Annotated in this window: 9 protein-coding genes; 7 read left to right on the forward strand and 2 right to left on the reverse strand. The window is 44.7% G+C overall.

The window, feature by feature from the left end:
- Positions 1 to 308 precede the first annotated feature (308 nt).
- Positions 309 to 5,267, forward strand: coding sequence for a S8 family serine peptidase (locus L2747_RS20815; RefSeq protein WP_249000868.1), 4,959 nt, complete (start codon positions 309 to 311; stop codon positions 5,265 to 5,267).
- A 97-nt stretch (positions 5,268 to 5,364) separates the two neighbouring features.
- On the opposite strand, the gene L2747_RS20820 is transcribed toward L2747_RS20815, so the two are convergent.
- The gene (locus L2747_RS20820; RefSeq protein WP_249000869.1) at positions 5,365 to 6,270 is read right to left on the reverse strand and encodes a LysR family transcriptional regulator; all 906 of its coding nucleotides are present in this window, start codon (positions 6,268 to 6,270) and stop codon (positions 5,365 to 5,367) included.
- A gap of 286 nt (positions 6,271 to 6,556) precedes the next feature.
- Here L2747_RS20820 and L2747_RS21465 point away from each other — a divergent pair, with 286 nt between their 5' ends.
- Positions 6,557 to 11,464, forward strand: a complete 4,908-nt coding sequence (locus L2747_RS21465; protein ID WP_283107383.1) for a S8 family peptidase — start codon at positions 6,557 to 6,559, stop codon at positions 11,462 to 11,464.
- A 112-nt stretch (positions 11,465 to 11,576) separates the two neighbouring features.
- Here the strand turns inward: L2747_RS21465 and rsuA are convergent, their stop codons facing one another.
- Positions 11,577 to 12,269 carry a 16S rRNA pseudouridine(516) synthase RsuA gene (gene rsuA, locus L2747_RS20835; protein ID WP_249000870.1) on the reverse strand — a complete coding sequence of 231 codons (693 nt, stop codon included), beginning with the start codon at positions 12,267 to 12,269 and terminating at the stop codon, positions 11,577 to 11,579.
- 193 nt (positions 12,270 to 12,462) lie between these two features.
- On the opposite strand from rsuA, the gene L2747_RS20840 reads away from it, so the two are divergent.
- The 5 genes from L2747_RS20840 to L2747_RS20860 all read left to right on the forward strand — a co-directional run bounded on the left by L2747_RS20840 (position 12,463) and on the right by L2747_RS20860 (position 17,592).
- Positions 12,463 to 12,990, forward strand: a complete 528-nt coding sequence (locus L2747_RS20840) for a sugar O-acetyltransferase (protein ID WP_249000876.1) — start codon at positions 12,463 to 12,465, stop codon at positions 12,988 to 12,990.
- A gap of 333 nt (positions 12,991 to 13,323) precedes the next feature.
- A complete protein-coding gene (locus L2747_RS20845; protein ID WP_249000871.1) occupies positions 13,324 to 15,408 on the forward strand; it encodes a M13 family metallopeptidase in 2,085 nt (694 codons plus the stop codon).
- A 203-nt stretch (positions 15,409 to 15,611) separates the two neighbouring features.
- Positions 15,612 to 16,400: a RelA/SpoT domain-containing protein gene (locus L2747_RS20850; protein WP_249000872.1), complete on the forward strand. Its 789-nt coding sequence runs from the start codon at positions 15,612 to 15,614 to the stop codon at positions 16,398 to 16,400.
- A gap of 232 nt (positions 16,401 to 16,632) precedes the next feature.
- Complete coding sequence (locus L2747_RS20855) at positions 16,633 to 17,037, forward strand: SMI1/KNR4 family protein (protein ID WP_249000873.1); 405 nt, start codon at positions 16,633 to 16,635, stop codon at positions 17,035 to 17,037.
- A 54-nt stretch (positions 17,038 to 17,091) separates the two neighbouring features.
- Complete coding sequence (locus L2747_RS20860) at positions 17,092 to 17,592, forward strand: DUF4447 family protein (RefSeq protein ID WP_249000874.1); 501 nt, start codon at positions 17,092 to 17,094, stop codon at positions 17,590 to 17,592.
- The last annotated feature ends 231 nt before the right edge of the window (positions 17,593 to 17,823 follow it).

Below are 17,823 nucleotides of genomic sequence, written 5' to 3' on the forward strand. Positions count from 1 at the left end.
CTATGCTAGATAACAAGTCGATTCAAGCTTGCCTCAACCAAAGTGTGACAACTTGTATCAAATGTAACCAACTCATTATGACTAGCCCTCAAAGCCCATAAATGTGCGCTTTATCAATCAAGATACGTCGTAATAAACAGCCTAATCTAAGTAAATAAACTCACCCTTTACCTAAATACAGTCGTGTTTTCTGGCTAAAAAAAAGTGAAATACCTATCAGCTATACCTGCATTCATCGTAACTATTGGCCGCCAAAACAACAATTATTTAACAATTAAGCCGCACAAATACAACACAAAGGTAGGACAATGAAACTAAAAAAAATAAGTCTGATGACTATTGCGGCTATCTATGCCGCAAGTGCTGGCGCAGTGGCTGCATCTGATAATATGCGCAGTATTGAGATCACCGACGCTATCCTAAAATACAATGAAGAGCTCCAAAGTGGTAAAGATAGAGCCGGAAACACCATCAACCGCCCGAATAGTAACGGTAAAAACGTCCATCGTTCAATTGCGATCAACAAAGACAACAAAGTCCCTTTTAAGTACCAAGTAGGCCTTACTGGTGAACAAACCTATATTATTGAGTTAAGCGATAAACCCGTCTCTTTGTATAAAGGCGGAGTCAATCACCTACAAGCAACCTCACCTACTGTCAATTCTATACCAGCTATGTTAAACCCACGTGGTTACAACAAGTTAAACCTCAATAGCAGTGCAGTTAAAAGCTACCGTCAATATCTATCAGGCAAACAAGATAGCGTGATAAGCCAGATCTCAGGACAAGTCGGAGGCAATCTAGACATTAAAAATCGCTATAGCTTAGCCTTTAATGGCTTGGCCGCACGTATGACGCAAGAGCAAGCTGCAAACGTTGCACAGCTTGCAGGCGTGCGTAATGTAAGTTTAGAGAAAAGGTATGAGCTACATTCAGATGTCGGTCCCGAGCATATTGGCGCAGACAAAGTCTGGACTGGCACAGCTGCCGATGACAAATATAAAGGTGAAGGTATTGTGATCGGTGTACTCGATACCGGTATTAATAGTGATCATCCCTCTTTTGCCGCTGTAGCCGGTGACGGTTATGTTCACACAAAGCCAGCCCGTTATGACAGCTATTTAGGAGATTGTGAAAAAACCGAATTCGCTAGTATGTGTAACGACAAATTGATTGGTGTTCGTTCCTATGAAAGCATTACCAGCAGTTACCTAGATGCAGCTTTTCAACCTGATCAACCCTCTTGGAATATCACCGACCCTAAACGTCCGCAAAATGGTGAAGACTATAATGGTCACGGCTCTCATACCGCCTCAACTGCTGCAGGTAATGAGCTGTTCAATGTTGACCATGTTGTTGGCTCACCAGCCGAAACCGGTGATGGAGTCGCAACAGGGCTGAAATTCGATAAAATATCCGGTGTCGCTCCTCGCGCTAATATCATCATGTATCAAGTCTGTTATCCCGGCGATGGCAGTTATGGTGATGGCTACGGCGGTTGTCCCGGCGCAGCATTACTTGCAGGTATTGAAGATGCTGTAGCTGACGGGGTTGACGTCATCAACTATTCAATTGGTAGTCCATACGGCACGTTCCCCTGGGATGACCCAATGGAAATGGGCTTTTTAGCAGCCCGAGAAGCTGGGATCTCTGTGGCTGCATCAGCTGGTAACTCATATTCACCGCGACATGCTAGCCAAGCGCGTGGTGCCATTGATCACTTCTCTCCTTGGATCACTTCAGTTGCGGCAACCACCCATGGCCGTGAAATTGCCGTTGAAGGCAAAATGATTACTGCAGCAATAGGTGGCGAGCAACCCTTCCCCGATCTTGAGGGCGGTGGTATAACCGGAGAATACACAGGGCCAGTCATTGAGGCTAAAGCCTACGGTAGTGAATTTGAGAAATGTAACGAACCTTTCACTGACGGTTTTTTTGATACTGATCCACAAGGAGCTGCATTTACCACAGCGCCAATCGTTATTTGTAAACGAGGCGATATTCCAAGAGTGACTAAAGCGAGTCATGTTCAAGCCGGTGGTGCGGGCGGCTTTATTCTGTGGAATTCAGGTTACGCCGATCCAATTCATAACGATCCCTACAGCATTCCCGGAATTAATATCGACAATGCCAGTTACAAGGGTAATTATGCCAACGGTTATTTTGGGCTAGAAGATTGGTTAGCAGCAGGCAGCGGCCACACCCTGACAATCACAGCTTCCGAAGTGGTATTAAATCAAAGAGCGGCCGATTATGTTGCCGACTTTTCCTCTAGAGGCCCCAACCTCGAAGCCCCAGATGTGATGTCACCTAACCTTGCAGCTCCTGGTGTAGATGTTTATGCCGCATGGGCAGATGAGATGCCATTTAGCACTCAAGGTATGCCAGCAGATTATGCGGCGATTAGTGGTACCTCAATGGCAGCTCCCCATGTTGCTGGCGCTATGGCTTTACTTACTCAATCGCATCCAGAATGGACTGCAGCGCAGATCCAATCAGCGTTAATGACAACCGCATCATTAGACAGTGCCACACGCTCGCGAGATGCATCGCCTTTTGATCCGGTAACTGCAGGATACAGCGACGCAGGTAGTGGGGTGATAAATGTGGCCCGCGCAAATAATGCAGGTTTATTGTTAGATGAAACCTCTGACAATTATCGCGCAGCAAACCCACATAACGGTGGCAATATCCATACTCTTAACTTGCCTTACTTCTACCATGACAGTTGTGCTGGCACCTGTAGCTGGATGCGCACAGTAACGGCTACGGAAGATGGTACTTGGACTGTAGATGCCCAAGCTAGCCACATTGATGGCGCACCAATGCTCGAACTTGAAGTATCACCAAAGAGCTTTAGCCTTAAAGCTGGAGAGTCACAAGCAATTAGCCTAAAGGCAAAAGTGTTAGAAGTTGAAGCCATTGGCGCTGATTCGTCGAGCCTACAACTTACTGGCTCGGTCAAGTTAACTCCAAGCACCGCTGGCACACCGCAGCAGCACTTACCTGTGGGCGTGCGCTATAGCGGTGACAATCTGCCATCAGAAGTCAGCGGCGTTATTCACCGTGAACAGGGACACACCTTAACGCCAATGCTAAATACAGCTGAAATTCAGTCGTTAAACTCACAAATATTCGGCCTAAGCAAAGGTGAAACTTTTAACTACGCTCTACCTCGTGCAGAAGCACGTCTCTACTCAGACGGCTTAACCGTGCAAGAAATTGAAGATGGCGGTGCCAAGGTTATCTTCTTTGATGTTCCAGAAGGTACTAAGCGCGTCGTGTGGGAAATGCTGTCAGCACCTAGACACGCTTACACCTCTATCGATATAGGAATGGATATCAACCAAGATGGCGAAATCCAATGGATCGACGAAGCCTTGTGTTACTCGTATACCGATAATGGGGACTTTTGTGCCATCAATGCACCGACTCCAGGACGCTACTGGGCAATTGTAGCCAACTGGAAGTACGATTATGAAGATCCAAAAAATGTTGCAGACGAATTTGCCGTGAGCTTAGGAATTGTCAGCACATCAGATGAATCTAACATGACCATAGAAGGCCCTGCATCAACAGATGGCTTAACTCCTTACCAATTGCAACTGAACTACAACCTGCCTGACGCACAAGATGGTGATATCTATTACGGTGTTGTAGGGCTTGGTAGTGATGAATATAACACAAGCAACTTAGGTGATTTTGCAGTTAAGTTTAAACATATGGGTAGTGATACACAACTCACAGCCTCGCAAACCGCAGCTAAAGTGGGCGATATTATCGACTATGTCATTGAGTTGGCGCCAAACCTACTCGGCGCAGAGCGAGACTTTACCCTAAACACTGCAGTTCCCGCAGGTATGGCAATTATTGAGGAATCAATTATTGTTGGCGGTGTAGGCGAATATCAACAAGGATTAACTGTCACTGAAAACACAATCAACATCAGTGCTAGCCAGCCTTCCTCAAGCGATATGAAACGCCACTATGTGTTTACGACCAACCTAGACGACGCAACATGTAAAGTTCCTTATGGTGACGACGAAACCTTCTACGATCTGCCGTTACAGGGTTATCAAGACTTGGGTATTTCGGGGCTTTCAAACCAAATGCTGTACATTCCAATGGCTGAAAATGGCCTGCCGCATGTACCGCTATATGCCAACCCTGAAATGTACGCTCAAAACGTATTAGGGATCTCACCATTCGGCTATGTACAGCTTGATCAAAACCCAGAGTTTTGGAACTTCAACCAGCCGTTTACCGATCAGTTCCAAACGTTCCCAGACACAGTGATTGCGCCATTGTGGCGTGGCGATGTCAAGATGCCTCAGGGCATGATTGACTGGGAAACATTCCGTTATAAGAATGTGGTTTATGGCGTAGTAACCGATGATCACTATATCTTCCAGTGGGACGGCGGTGAGGAATGGAATAGCTTCTTAGTCGGTAACTCAAATCCTGATCCAGACGCTAAGTTCAATATCCAAACCATAATCTCTACGGGAATTAGTTTCGATCCTGAAACACCAGAGATGATCTTTGCCTATCAAACACTGAAATCAGCAAACAGCCACTTCGGTTCGATTGGCTTGCATGGCTTCTGGGGAGAGCGTGGTGCATTTGGTCCATCATTTGGATATCTAAACGATGGCTTTGCCTATAACGATGTTGACCAAAAAGTCAGTGAAGGAACCGTAGTCTGTGCTGATTATCGCGGCCCAGAACAAACTGCCGTATCACTGAAGTTTTCAGCTCGAGTATCTGCATCGGCAATTGGTGGGGAAAATACTGTTTCTGTTGATACTCAATATGCAGACTCTGAGTTAGTTACTGTTAGTCATACCCTTGAAACACCAAGCAACATTACTTTGGCACCATTATCAGATATGACAATGGAAGAGAATACCACTCTTGAAGGTCTAACAGTGATGTACAACGATGTGAAGGGCACCACAAACGGCATTATGGTCAGTGGCGATAACATTACTGCGACGATTACTGGCGATAGTTTTGCCATTACTCCGGATAGCGATTGGAATGGCACAACTGAAGTCACCGTAACAGTGCATGATATGGCTTATCCGTCAGATCAAGCCTCCACCCGCTTTATGCTTACGGTTAATTCTGATGGCGTAGACCCTACCCCTCCACCAGCAGAAACACCAGATGAACAACCTGAATCTGACTCAAGTGGTGGTAGCTTAGGCTTCCTAGGTCTTGCGTTGCTTGGCTTGTTAGCGGGTAAGCGTAGAAAACAGCACTAAGTGATATAAATAAAACATTTCTTGTCTAATTTTTGACTATTACTTGTCATTGGGTCCTTGTTATGAGGGCCCTTTTTTATGGCTTTAGCTAAATAAATTAAACACTTGAGGTTGATAACATCTGCTGTAAAAATCGTTTCGCGGCAATACTTTCTTGAGTCCGCAGCATCACCACGCTAAAGCATACATTCAATTTAGGCATGTCTGTTGGCGTAAAAATATGCAACTCCTTTCTCACGCTTTCATCCAATAATGCAACCTGTGGGGTTAAAGCCAACATTTGCGAATGTTGAATGGCGCCAATAATTGGCGGAAATGCATCGTAATGTAATAAGCCTGCAAAATCGCTACGATACTGAAAAAACAGATCGCCAAACATATCAACCACACCAGCAGGTAAATTCCTAGGGATCGCTAACGGGTATTGACGAATATCATCTAAAGATAACTGCTTTTTTAAAGCTAAAGGATGATCTTTTTTGGCACAAAAAACGGCATTATAAGAAGGCAAGTTAAAGCTTTGCACTAAAGCTTCATTGCCAATTTCCTCACCTTTAACGTCCGTCACCAATAAAGACAATTTACCTTGCAGCAATTTACCTAAATTATGCTGCCAAGTGCCCTCTTCAAGCTCAACATGTACATCGGGAAACTTATCGATAAACCGGCCAATCATGGGGCCTAGAATCGTATTTGCAGGTACAGGACTAGCACCTATAGCTAAGTGACCACTGCTTTTACCTTGCAGATATTGCAATTCTTTACGCAAGGTATCTACACCCTCAATAATCCCCTCGCTATGGCTAAGCACCAATTCACCAGAGGCCGTTAAAGACATCGCTTGGTGTCCACGGATCAATAACTCCGCCCCCAATAAGTCTTCTAAGCGCTGAATACTGCGGCTCAGCGACGGCTGTGCCAAGTTTAATCGCTGTGCTGCTTTCTGATAATTTCCCTCTCTCGCCAGCACAGTAAAGTTTCTTAAATGTCTAAATTCAATCATGACTCTTCCATAGTCAGGAGTTAACAGGTTTACAACATACAGTTGTTAAATTTCTTGAACAAGACACTCGATGTTACAACTTGTATCCCATCGTATGCAAAAAGCGTATACATAGAAAAATCATAAGCGACTGTAAAGTAAGAGTTAAATATTAGGGCAACCTAAACTGCATACAAAATACGCATTGAGTAATACGCAAAACGCATTAGCCGTTCATGACTTGCAAACGATAAAAAAGCACTGCGAGAGCAACATTTTCGCAACAATAAATAACAAGGAATGGACCATGAAACTCAAAAAAATTAGCATCGTTACGCTCGCTGCGTTATATGCTACAGGAGTGGGAACGTTAGTTGCTAACCCCCTATCCTTAGATACCCCAAATGGTGGCAATAGCGACCTCATTGGTATCAAACTTACACCAGAGCAAGTCGAACAATATAAAAATAAGCCCAAGCATCCTGGAGTAAATCAAGCGCAACGCCCTGGTCAAGTTGGCATGAACGTGCACAGAGCCGCTAAAGGAAGTAGCCATAAAGCACCTTTTGTTTGGGAGGATGAAATTGAAGGTGAGCATACTTATATTATTCAATTAATGGACTCACCCATCGCACTTTACCAAGGTGAACGTCCAGATTACGCCGCAACATCACCGCGTAATAAGCAGCCTTCAATGCGCAGCAATGAGCGTTTTGGTACGATTGATGTTAATAGTGATGCCGTTAAAAACTATCGCAATTTCCTAACTGAAACCCAAGATTTAACCGCTAGCCAAATTAGAGCCGTGGCACCAAAAGCTGAAATTAAGCGTCGCTTTAATGTGGCACTTAATGGTATGACCATGTCATTGAGCCAGCAAGAAGCGGCAAAAGTGGCAGATCTGCCCGGCGTTAAAGCCGTCACGCGCGCAAAAGAATATAAGCTATTTACCGATGTAGGTCCTAAGCACATTGGTGCTGATATGATTTGGCAAGGTAACGGTGTACCTGATAGTGTTGCAATGCGCGGTGAAGGTATTGTTGCCGGTATTATTGATACTGGTATTAACTCTGATCATCCATCATTTGCAGCAGTTTCTGGCGACGGCTACGTCCATAGTAATCCACTAGGCGAAGGCAATTTTGTCGGTGACTGTGTTGATTATCCAAACATGTGTAACAGTAAGCTCATTGGTGTTCGCTCATACGACATCATTACTGATACCTTTAAAGATCCCATTTTCCAACCAGATATCCCAGAATGGGAAGTCGACTACAAACGAGCACCAACCGGCGAAGATTACAACGGTCACGGCTCCCATACCGCTGGCACTGTCGCGGGTAACGTATTAAAAGATGTCGCATACCAGCTAGCGGGTATGGAAGAAAAATCCGACGGCTTCGATACCCCACTCGTTTTCCCTGAGATCTCAGGTGTTGCACCACGTGCTAACATCATCGCGTATCAAGTTTGCTACCCCGGTGGTGGCTCGTTTGGTGAAACTTATGGTGGTTGTCCAGGTGATGCACTAGTTGCTGCTATTGAAGACGCGATTATTGATGGTGTTGATGTTATCAACTTCTCAATTGGTGGCCTTGAAACACTGCCTTGGTATGACGCTATTGAAATGGCATTCTTATCTGCTCGTGAAGCAGGTATATCAGTTGCAGCTTCCGCAGGTAACTGGGGCCAATATGGTCCATCTTATATCGACCATGTTTCTCCTTGGTTAACCTCTGTTGCAGCCAGTACCCATAGTCGTCAAATTGAACCTATCGCAGGTCGTATTAGTGACTACGTTGGTGACAATGCTCCTGATGATATAGAGGGGTACGGGATCACTGGAGACTTCACTGGTAACTTAGTCGATGCAGCCAACTTTGGTGATGGTCTCTGTTTACAACCATTTGCAGAAAATACTTTCAACAGCGACGATATAGTACTTTGTAAGCGTGGTGATATTGCCCGCGTACAAAAAGGCATTAACGTTGCTGAGGGTGGCGCAGGTGGCGTCATTCTTTATAACGCAATCTCTTGGGATGACGGTCAAGGCGGTAATAGCCTTAACTTAAATCCATTCCCAATCCCAGGTATGCACGTTGATTATGCCGCTGGTAATGCATTGGTTGACTGGGTTGCTAATTCAACTAATACGCCTCAAATCAGTATCTATGAGTCAGAAATTGCTGCAACAGAGCGTGAAGCCGATATTCTCGCTAACTTCTCTTCTCGTGGCCCAAGTACAACTAACCCCAATACTATGGTACCTAACGTATCTGCGCCAGGTGTCGATGTATTTGCTGCTTACTCAGATGAAATGCCATTTAGCTTATACCCTGCACCGAGTGACTACGTCGCGATTAGTGGTACCTCTATGTCTGGCCCGCATGTGGCGGGGGCACTAGCCTTGCTAACGCAGGCGCACCCTCAATGGACTCCAGCAATGATCCAGTCAGCATTAATGATGACTGCGCAATCAGGTAAAGCTTATAATAACGACTATCCAGCAACGCTAGAAACCGCTAATTTCCATCAAATGGGTAGCGGTGTTATCAATGTCGCCCGTGCTGTAAAAGCCGGCCTAGTGATGGATGAAAATGGTGACAACTACCGCGCAGCTAACCCTATGGAAGGCGGTGATGTAACGGCACTAAACGTACCTTATCTAGTCAATGCAGAATGTAAAAGCACTTGTACTTGGATGCGTACCTTTACCGCCACTCAAGATGGTGAGTGGACCCTTGATACTGAAGTCCTAGATATGGACGGCGCGCCGTTCTTAGAGCTAGATGTGCATCCAAAGACCTTTATGGTTAAAGCGGGTGAAACACAAAGCATCATGGTGACCGCAAAAGTACTTGATGTAACATCGGTAAACGCAAGCTCTGCCAACCTAGATCTATTTGGTAAGGTAAACCTAACTCCTGCAAATACAGCGCTTCCAGACCAGTACCTGCCGGTTATAGCCAGCTTCAGTGGCTCAACACTGCCAGAAATCGTATCAGGTTTAATCCACCGTGATAACGGCACTATGCTAACACCTGAACTCATGACGAAAGAAGTCGCGGATCTGAACGTTAAAGTTCACGGTTTAACAGCAGGCGATGTGATTGATAGCCAGTTAAGTGCCGCTTATATCGACTTCAAAGATCCTGAAACCTTAGTGGATAACCCAGGTATAGAAGTGCGCTTCTTTGACGTACCAGAAGGCACTGCACGTATAGTTTGGGAGCAAGTATCTCAAGATAAAGCTGCTGCAACTTCGCTAGATATCGGTATGGATCTCAATGAAAATGGCATGGTTGAATGGTATGACGAAGCAATTTGTTATTCATTTACTGATGTTCAAGATTATTGTGCGATTAATAATCCTGTTCCGGGCCGTTATTGGGCAATGCTAGGTAACTTTAAACGTCCTTGGAGCGATATTGAAGAAGATACACTCGACACCATCACAACGAGCTTAGCTGTGATCCCAGGTGCAGATAGTGGTGACCTTAGCGTAACAGGTCCACAAACCACTAACGGTATCGATCCATATAATCTAACCATGAACTGGTCACTCGATGGCGCTAAAAAAGGCGACCGTTTTTACGGTTTAGTTGAAGTGGGTAATAGTGCTGACAATGTCGGTAACCTTGGTAAGATGGCGCTTAACTTAGTCCATGCTGGTGACGATCTGATGATTAGCACCAGCCAGCAGCAAGCTAAAGAAGGTGACATTGTTCAAGTGAACGTGCAATTGGCACCAAACATGTTAGGCCTTGAGCGTGATGCGAACATGCAAATTGCACTACCAGACGGCTTGCAGCTAGTCGCTGACTCAGTAATGGCAAGCAGTAATAACCAAGACTTGGCTGACTCACTTACTGTTGAAGGTAATCAAATTAACCTTGCAACTATGCAGCAAGCCAGTAATACACAAGCACGAGAGTACCAATTTACCACCAGCGAAGATGACCTAACTTGTCGCGTTCCTGTAGGTTCAAATCCGTACTACTTAGACCTGTACAAAGAAGCTAACATTGAGCCAGAGTTTGCTATTAGCGGCCGAGCCAATGAAATTCTAACGATCCCACTTAGCCTGTTTGGTATCGATAGGATCCCACTTTATAACAACAACCCTGACTACATGGAAGATGATGTTCTATCAATCTCACCAGGTGGTTTCATTCAGTTAGACAGCATGCCACTATTCTGGTCATTGCACTTCCCAATGGATGGGCAATTCTTCCCAGATACCGTAATTGCTCCACTATGGCGTGGTGATGGTATGAGCATGCCTGAGTTCAACATGGACACAGAGTCATACGATGGTGTTTCGCTTGCGTCAACCACTGACGGTCGTTACTTAATTGTAGAGTGGGACAACATGCGCCAAGAGTTCGCCTTCGGTGTTAACTTCGACCCCGACTACGATGCCCGTTACAGCTTTGAGCTACTTGCCTCAACCGAGCTTAACTTTGCAGCCGGTGAGCATGAGTTTATTTTTGCCTACGATAAAATGAACGGTAAAAAGTCACACCTAGGTTCAATCGGCCTGCATGGATTCCACGGTCCACGCGGCACATTTGGCCCTGCTTATGGCTATAGCGGTTCGAGCTTTGCTTTCGATGATGTCGATGAGAAAATCTCTGAAGGCCTAGTAGTTTGTGCTAACTACTTTGGTCCAGAGCAAACTGCCATTGATCTTTCATTCTCTGTACGTGTTGGTGCAGCTAGCGTAGGTCAAGAGCTACAAATCTCTGTCGATAGCGACTACTCAGGCAGCGACACAATCACGACTAGCACAGCACTTAACGTGCCATCAAATCTTGCGATTGGTGCATTAAATGACATGAGCGTTGATGAGAACAATAGCATCAGCTTTGAAGTGATGATTCAGGATAAAGAAAGCACAGCTAATGGTATTCAAGTGGTTGCAGACAACGTGGCCGCAACAGTTGAAGGCAACATGGTTACGCTTACACCTGACACGGATTGGCACGGCGAAACTATGGTGAGTGTAACAGCCCACGATATGGCTTTCCCGAACGATGCTGTCACAACTAACTTTATGCTGATGGTTAATTCTGACGGTAAAGAACCTACAACGACAACCACTCCAACACCTGAAGTTGTAGAGCCTGCAGATACTTCAAGCGGTGGTAGCTTAGGTTTCTTAGGTCTTGCATTACTTGGCTTATTTGCAGCGGGTCGTAAAAAACTGCATTAATACCAAGATTTTTAGAGCACTAAGGTTAAGTAAACGTTTTCATTGTTTTCACAACGCTTAACCTTATTTTCTTAGGCCCTCAAATGAGGGCCTTTTTTTACATCACTAGATGCTACTTAACCGACTTGATTTCGGCATCTGTTAAATAGCGCCACTCACCTAGCGCTAAATCAGCATCAAGCTCAATAGCACCCACGCTTTCACGGTGCAGTTTAGTCACCTTATTACCCACAGCAGCAAGCATGCGCTTAACCTGATGATACTTACCTTCAGTGATAGTCAAACGTGCTTGGTTTGGCGCTAAAATATCAAGTACTGCTGGCTTAGTTAAGCCGTCTTCATTATTAAGCTGTACGCCATCGCTAAACTGCTGCACTAAATCAGCTGTTAATGGCTCAGCAGTTTCTAATAAATAGCGCTTGCCGCACTCTTTCTTAGGCGAAGTGATTTTATGTGACCATTGGCCGTCAGTGGTGATCAGTACCAAACCAGTCGTGTCAGCATCTAAACGACCCGCAATGTGCAAGTCTTCAGGGCGAATAACATCCAATAGACTAATAACAGATTGATACTCTTCATCAATGGTTGAGCAAATCGTATCAACTGGCTTATTCAGCATGATAAAGCGCGGACCAATAATGGTTAGCAGTTCACCTTCAAGGCGAATTTCATGCTCATCAGTGACTTTAAAACCTGAGTTTTTAACCACTTCGCCATTACAAGTAACATCACCGCGGTGAAGCGCTTTTTTAGCAGAAACACGAGAGTGTGAAGTCGATTCACAAATAAATTTATCTAAACGCACAGTAAAAACTCAGCTGATATAACCATAATGGCCGACATTATGAGGCCAGCGCCGCCAAAGGGCAAAGTTTTGCTTGAACAAGCAGCAACCTCAGGCGTATCTTGGTATGCAATTTTTATTGAGATACGATATGAATCAATCACCTAGCTCAAAGCTATCAGCAAATCAAACATTAGAGACCAGAGCGCAGCAGATTGATGAATTTGCAAAAATGCTCTCAGGTAGCCCCTATCAATGCCTCGACCCACAACTCAATCAGTTTTGGCGTCAGCAACAAGTGCGTAATCAGCAAATGAATATCAACGGAAAAATTGATACTGAGTTACTGGCGAATATCGCTACTAGCGCCACTATTATGCTGCCTTTTTACGTGAGCTACGGACTAAATATTAAACTCGGCGAACAAGCCTTTATTAATGCCAACTGCACCTTGCATGATAACGCCATGATTAGCATCGGCTCGCAAACTATGCTTGGGCCAAACGTACAAATTTATACTGCACAGCACCCTCTTGATGCAACTGAGCGCTGCGCAGGCATTGAAACCGCGAAGGCCGTGACAATCGGTAGCCGAGCTTGGATAGGCGGTGGTGCCATCATTTTACCCGGCGTCAGCATAGGCGATGAAGCTGTCGTTGGGGCTGGTTCTGTTGTGACTAAAGACGTTCAAGCCAAGCAAGTTGTTGCCGGTAATCCCGCTAGAGTGATAAAAACGCTTTAGTTAAAACCTTTCAAACGGCTAGTATCTATCGCAGACATATTAAAGTCGCCACGGCAGAACCCTCGCCAATTAAGTCACTAGTTATTCCCACTAAAAAACCGCAGTAATTTAGCTTGGGAAACCTTTTCTTACACATGTTTGGCTAATTATCAGCATAAGTTTACAGAGCCGACTTGTTCATTAGGTATTAAAAACCTTAACATACGTATCCTAAGTGTAATTCACATCGGTTTACTATAGGTTAACTACTGGGTTGCAAGCCATGCAGTAGAACCCACTCCGAGTGACGCATTAACAATAATAAAATTAACGATACAGATTAAAGGAAGAAACATGAAAAAAGTACTCGTTGGGGGCTTATGCGCTTCCCTTATCGTCGGCCTCACAGCATGTAATAGCGAGCCAACTGAAGTCAAAACACCTGAAACCAGCAAAACGGAAACAGCAACCGCTGTTGAGCAAGCTCTGACATCAGGCATCGACTTTGCCAACTTCGACAAGTCAGTTCGCCCACAAGACAACTTCTATGAGTATGTAAACGGCACTTGGATTAAAGATACGGTCATTCCAAGCGACCGCACTAGCTCAGGTGCATTTTATGACTTACGTGAAAAGTCACGTGACGATGTAAAAGTGATTATCGAAGAAGTCGCTGCCACGCCAAACCTAAAAGCCGGTAGCGATGAGCAAAAAGTGGCTGATCTATACAACTCATTTATGGACGTTGAGACCCTAAACAAATTAGGTGTTACACCAATTGCCAGCGAGCTTGAAAAAGTAAACGCGATTAAGTCGAAAGATGATTTAGTCACTTACTTTGCCCGTAGCCAAATTATCGGCAGCGGCACACCAATGGCGTTTTATATCAATGTTGATGCCAAAGATTCAAGCCGTTATGCCACTCACATTTGGCAATATGGTTTAAGCCTACCAGAGAAAGATTACTACCTAAATCAAGATGAGCGTTTCGTTAATATCCGCAAGGCGTTTGTTGAGCATATCGAAAAGATGTACACCTTAGCGGGTCTACCAAATCCAAAAGCTAGCGCAGAAGCGATTTTGGCACTGGAAACTGAAATAGCTAAAAAGCACTGGGACGTAGTTGAAACTCGTGACAGCACTAAAACTTACAACAAATATCAAATTAAAGATCTGCCTACACTGGCCCCCGACATTAACTGGGACGGTTACCTAGCAACCCTAGGGGCTGACAAGCAAGCCGATATCATCATTAACCAACCGAGTTACATTCAAGGTCTAAACGAGATCATTAAAGATACTGATCTTGATACTTGGAAAAACTACATGCAGTGGCAAGTACTGACCCATGCAGCGAGCAGCCTAAGTGAAGATCTGGATAATGAAAACTTCGAGTTCTTCTCTAAGACTCTAAATGGCCAGCAAGAGCAAGAGCCACGTTGGAAGCGTGGTGTATCAACAGTTAATGGTCTACTCGGTGAAGTGGTTGGTAAAGTGTACGTTAAACGTCACTTCAAGCCTGAAGCAAAAGAGCGTATGCAAGTGCTAGTAGAAAACCTACGTGGCGCATACGGCGACAGCATTGAGTCACTAGAATGGATGAGCGCCGACACTAAAGTTGCAGCAAAAGACAAGCTAGCTAAATTTGATCCTAAAATTGGTTACCCAGATCGCTGGGAAGACTACAGTAAGCTCGCCATCAAAGCAGACGACCTATACGGTAATAACCAACGTGCAAGTGAGCTTGGCCATGCCAAAGAACTTGAAAAACTAGGTAGTCCAATCCGTAAATGGGAGTGGCACATGACTCCACAAACGGTAAACGCTTACTACAACCCAACTATGAACGAAATCGTGTTCCCAGCAGCAATTTTGCAGCCACCATTCTTTAATATGCAAGCTGATGACGCTGTTAACTACGGTGGTATTGGTGCGGTTATCGGCCACGAAATGGGCCACGGTTTTGACGACCAAGGCGCGAAGTTTGACGGCGAAGGCAATATGCGTGACTGGTGGACAGAGCAAGACTTAACCGAGTTTGCTGCTCGTGGTAAGGCGCTAGTTGATCAGTACAACGACTACGCAGTATTTGATGACCTAAACGTTAACGGTGAATTGACCCTAGGTGAGAATATTGGTGACCTTTCAGGTGTAACGATTGCTTATCGTGCCTATAAAAAATCACTAAATGGCAAGCCAGCTCCTGTGATTGATGGGCTAACCGGCGATCAACGCTTCTTCATTGGTTTCACTCAAATTTGGCGTGCAAAAATCAAAGAAGAATCAATGCGTAACCGCGTAGCAACTGACCCACATTCACCTGCGCAGTTCCGTGCTCTTGGCGCACTATCAAATATGCCTGAGTTCTACAGCACATATGATGTTAAACCTGGTGACGCTATGTATATTGCACCAGAAAAGCGCGTAAAGATCTGGTAATTCGCCTTTAACTAAAGACTAAAACGATACTTTTAGTTTCTAGAAAAGAGTAAATAAAAAGGCCGTTGATGACACATTTCATCAACGGCCTTTTCAGTTTTAGGGGATCTGTAGCACACTATGAACAAATGTTAATTTGCCATTCAGCATAGCTTAAGCTTTACCCAGTTAGATTACAGTCACAGCCACAAACTAGGACTGCTATGAACCGGATATTACGGACATTTTTCATCTTCTTACTGTTACTGTCGACCCGTTCAGCTTTTGCTCAACCTATTCATCATGAGCAAAACAATACCAAGGATAACGGTAGCTACACCGCTAAACTGGCGCTGTCTAAAAATCTCAATGGACTCACCGCCATTCAGTCTATGCAGTACCAAGTCCCTAGGCAGACCAGTGCCGACCTTGATACGCTATACAGCCAAGCCAACGATGCTCAACAAGAACTCGCCCAACTGCTTAATATGATCACCGCGCAGTCGCAAACTCAATCGCAGCTTGCCAATATTAAAAGCCGCGAAAGAGCCGAAGCCAAGGTATATAACAAGCTCAATAACGACGCTAGCCAACTGACCGATATCGTGCGTGCCAGCATTGTCAGCGACGATATTCATAACTTGATGCAAGCATTCGAAATCATTAAAAGCGACAGTCAGCTTATCCAAGTTAAAAACCGCTTCGCCAATCCTAAGGAATCAGGCTACCGTGACCTCAATCTACTGGTTAAGCTGCCTAAATCACAAATGATTGCGGAAGTGCAGCTACACCTTGCAGACATTGCCGAGATTAAAAGCGGTGCCGAGCACGAGGTTTATGAGCAGGTACAATCAATCCAAGCCTCTGCCATGCAGCAGCAACGTCACTTAAACGACATTGAAACAGCTAAAATTACCCTGCTACGCCAAGAGTCACACAAGCTGTATCACAAAGCGTGGCTTCGATATAAGCGTAATGACCAAGCCAATGTCATTACCGCTGCAGCGGCCTAACACCAAAAGCTAAACCGACCGACAAAGGGCTCATAAATATGAGCCCTTTTTAGTGTTTTAGCCTAAAATTAACCCAACTTAGTGCTAGCTAGGTATTGCCTACTTATTTAAATCAACACTTCACATACGGTTTGTAGGAGTCGATAAAATTGCCTCGCTTACCTGCACTTTCCCCCGATTTGCGGTTATACTCCGCCCCAATAATCTATATAGCCAGATACACCCAAAACTTATGAACGATATCATTGAGCAACTGCAAGAGATGAGTGAAGCGGTACCGGTACCGTTAGAGCTAGCGACATTCGAACAAATTGTTGAAGTGGAAGAAGCAATTCTTATTCCACTACCTATGGAGCTAAAAGAATACTTACTTTATGCCAGTGATGTAATTTGTGGCAGCCTAGAGCCAGTAACGGCAAGTGACCCTAACTCGCATACATACCTTTCTGAAGTAGCCGCTTACGCATGGTCAATTGGCCTACCTCGTGAGTTTGTACCAATTTGCCAGCAAGGTGATAACTTCTTCTTTATCGGTCAAGAAGGTCAAATTCAGCTGTGGCAAGATGGCGAAATTGACGAAGAAGAGTCTTGGGAATCATTCTGGGAATGGGCCGAAGATGTATGGATGCGTAGCTAATCAAACAGTCAGCACATACACGCGCCACAGCTCGAATTTATTTAAGGAAACAACATGTCTAAAGAACTTGGTCTAAATGCCATTGAAATGCAGTACCTTCGTCATTCATTGGCGTTAACCACAGCTCAAGTAGCTGAAATTGGTAAGGTAACAGAAGCTGACGTTATCGCTTGGGAAGCAGGCGAAAAACCCGCTCACATGCCAGTACAGAAAAAACTACTTGAGATCGATGAAGCGATTGAGATGCAAGTACTCAACACTTGTGATGGCATCGAAGAGCTATTCAAGTCAGAGCCAAAGCGCACATTAAGTTTTGTGGTTTACCCAACTCAAGCCTTGTACGCTCAGTACAACCCAGAATTTTTAGGCACATTACCATTAGCAGAGCTGTATAACGTGTCAGCTTACCGCATCAAGAAAGAGTGCAAGCTAATGCTAGAAGTTGATGTGGTACTAGTACCTCTAGACTTTGAGTCATACAAAGCTTACCGCGAAAAAGATGGCCTAAAAGAGAGCCGAGAAAATCGCGCTAAATGGGCTAAAACTCAATTATAAGATTTTGGTCCTAGGTCCTAGGTCCTAGGTCCTAGGTCCTAGGTCCTAGGTCCTAGGTTCTAGGTTCTAGGTTCTAGGTTCTAGGTTCTAGGTTCTAGGTTCTAGGTTCTGCATTAAACGTATTGTGGCTTAATAAACCTGTACACCAATATGAGGTAAACTCTCCTTAATATGGAACGGTGTAAAAGTAATGAAGACTCAACCAACTTACTCAACAGAATTTAAGATTGA

Origin of the sequence: Shewanella marinintestina (assembly GCF_023283845.1) — a bacterium.
Classification (GTDB): Bacteria; Pseudomonadota; Gammaproteobacteria; order Enterobacterales; family Shewanellaceae; genus Shewanella; species Shewanella marinintestina.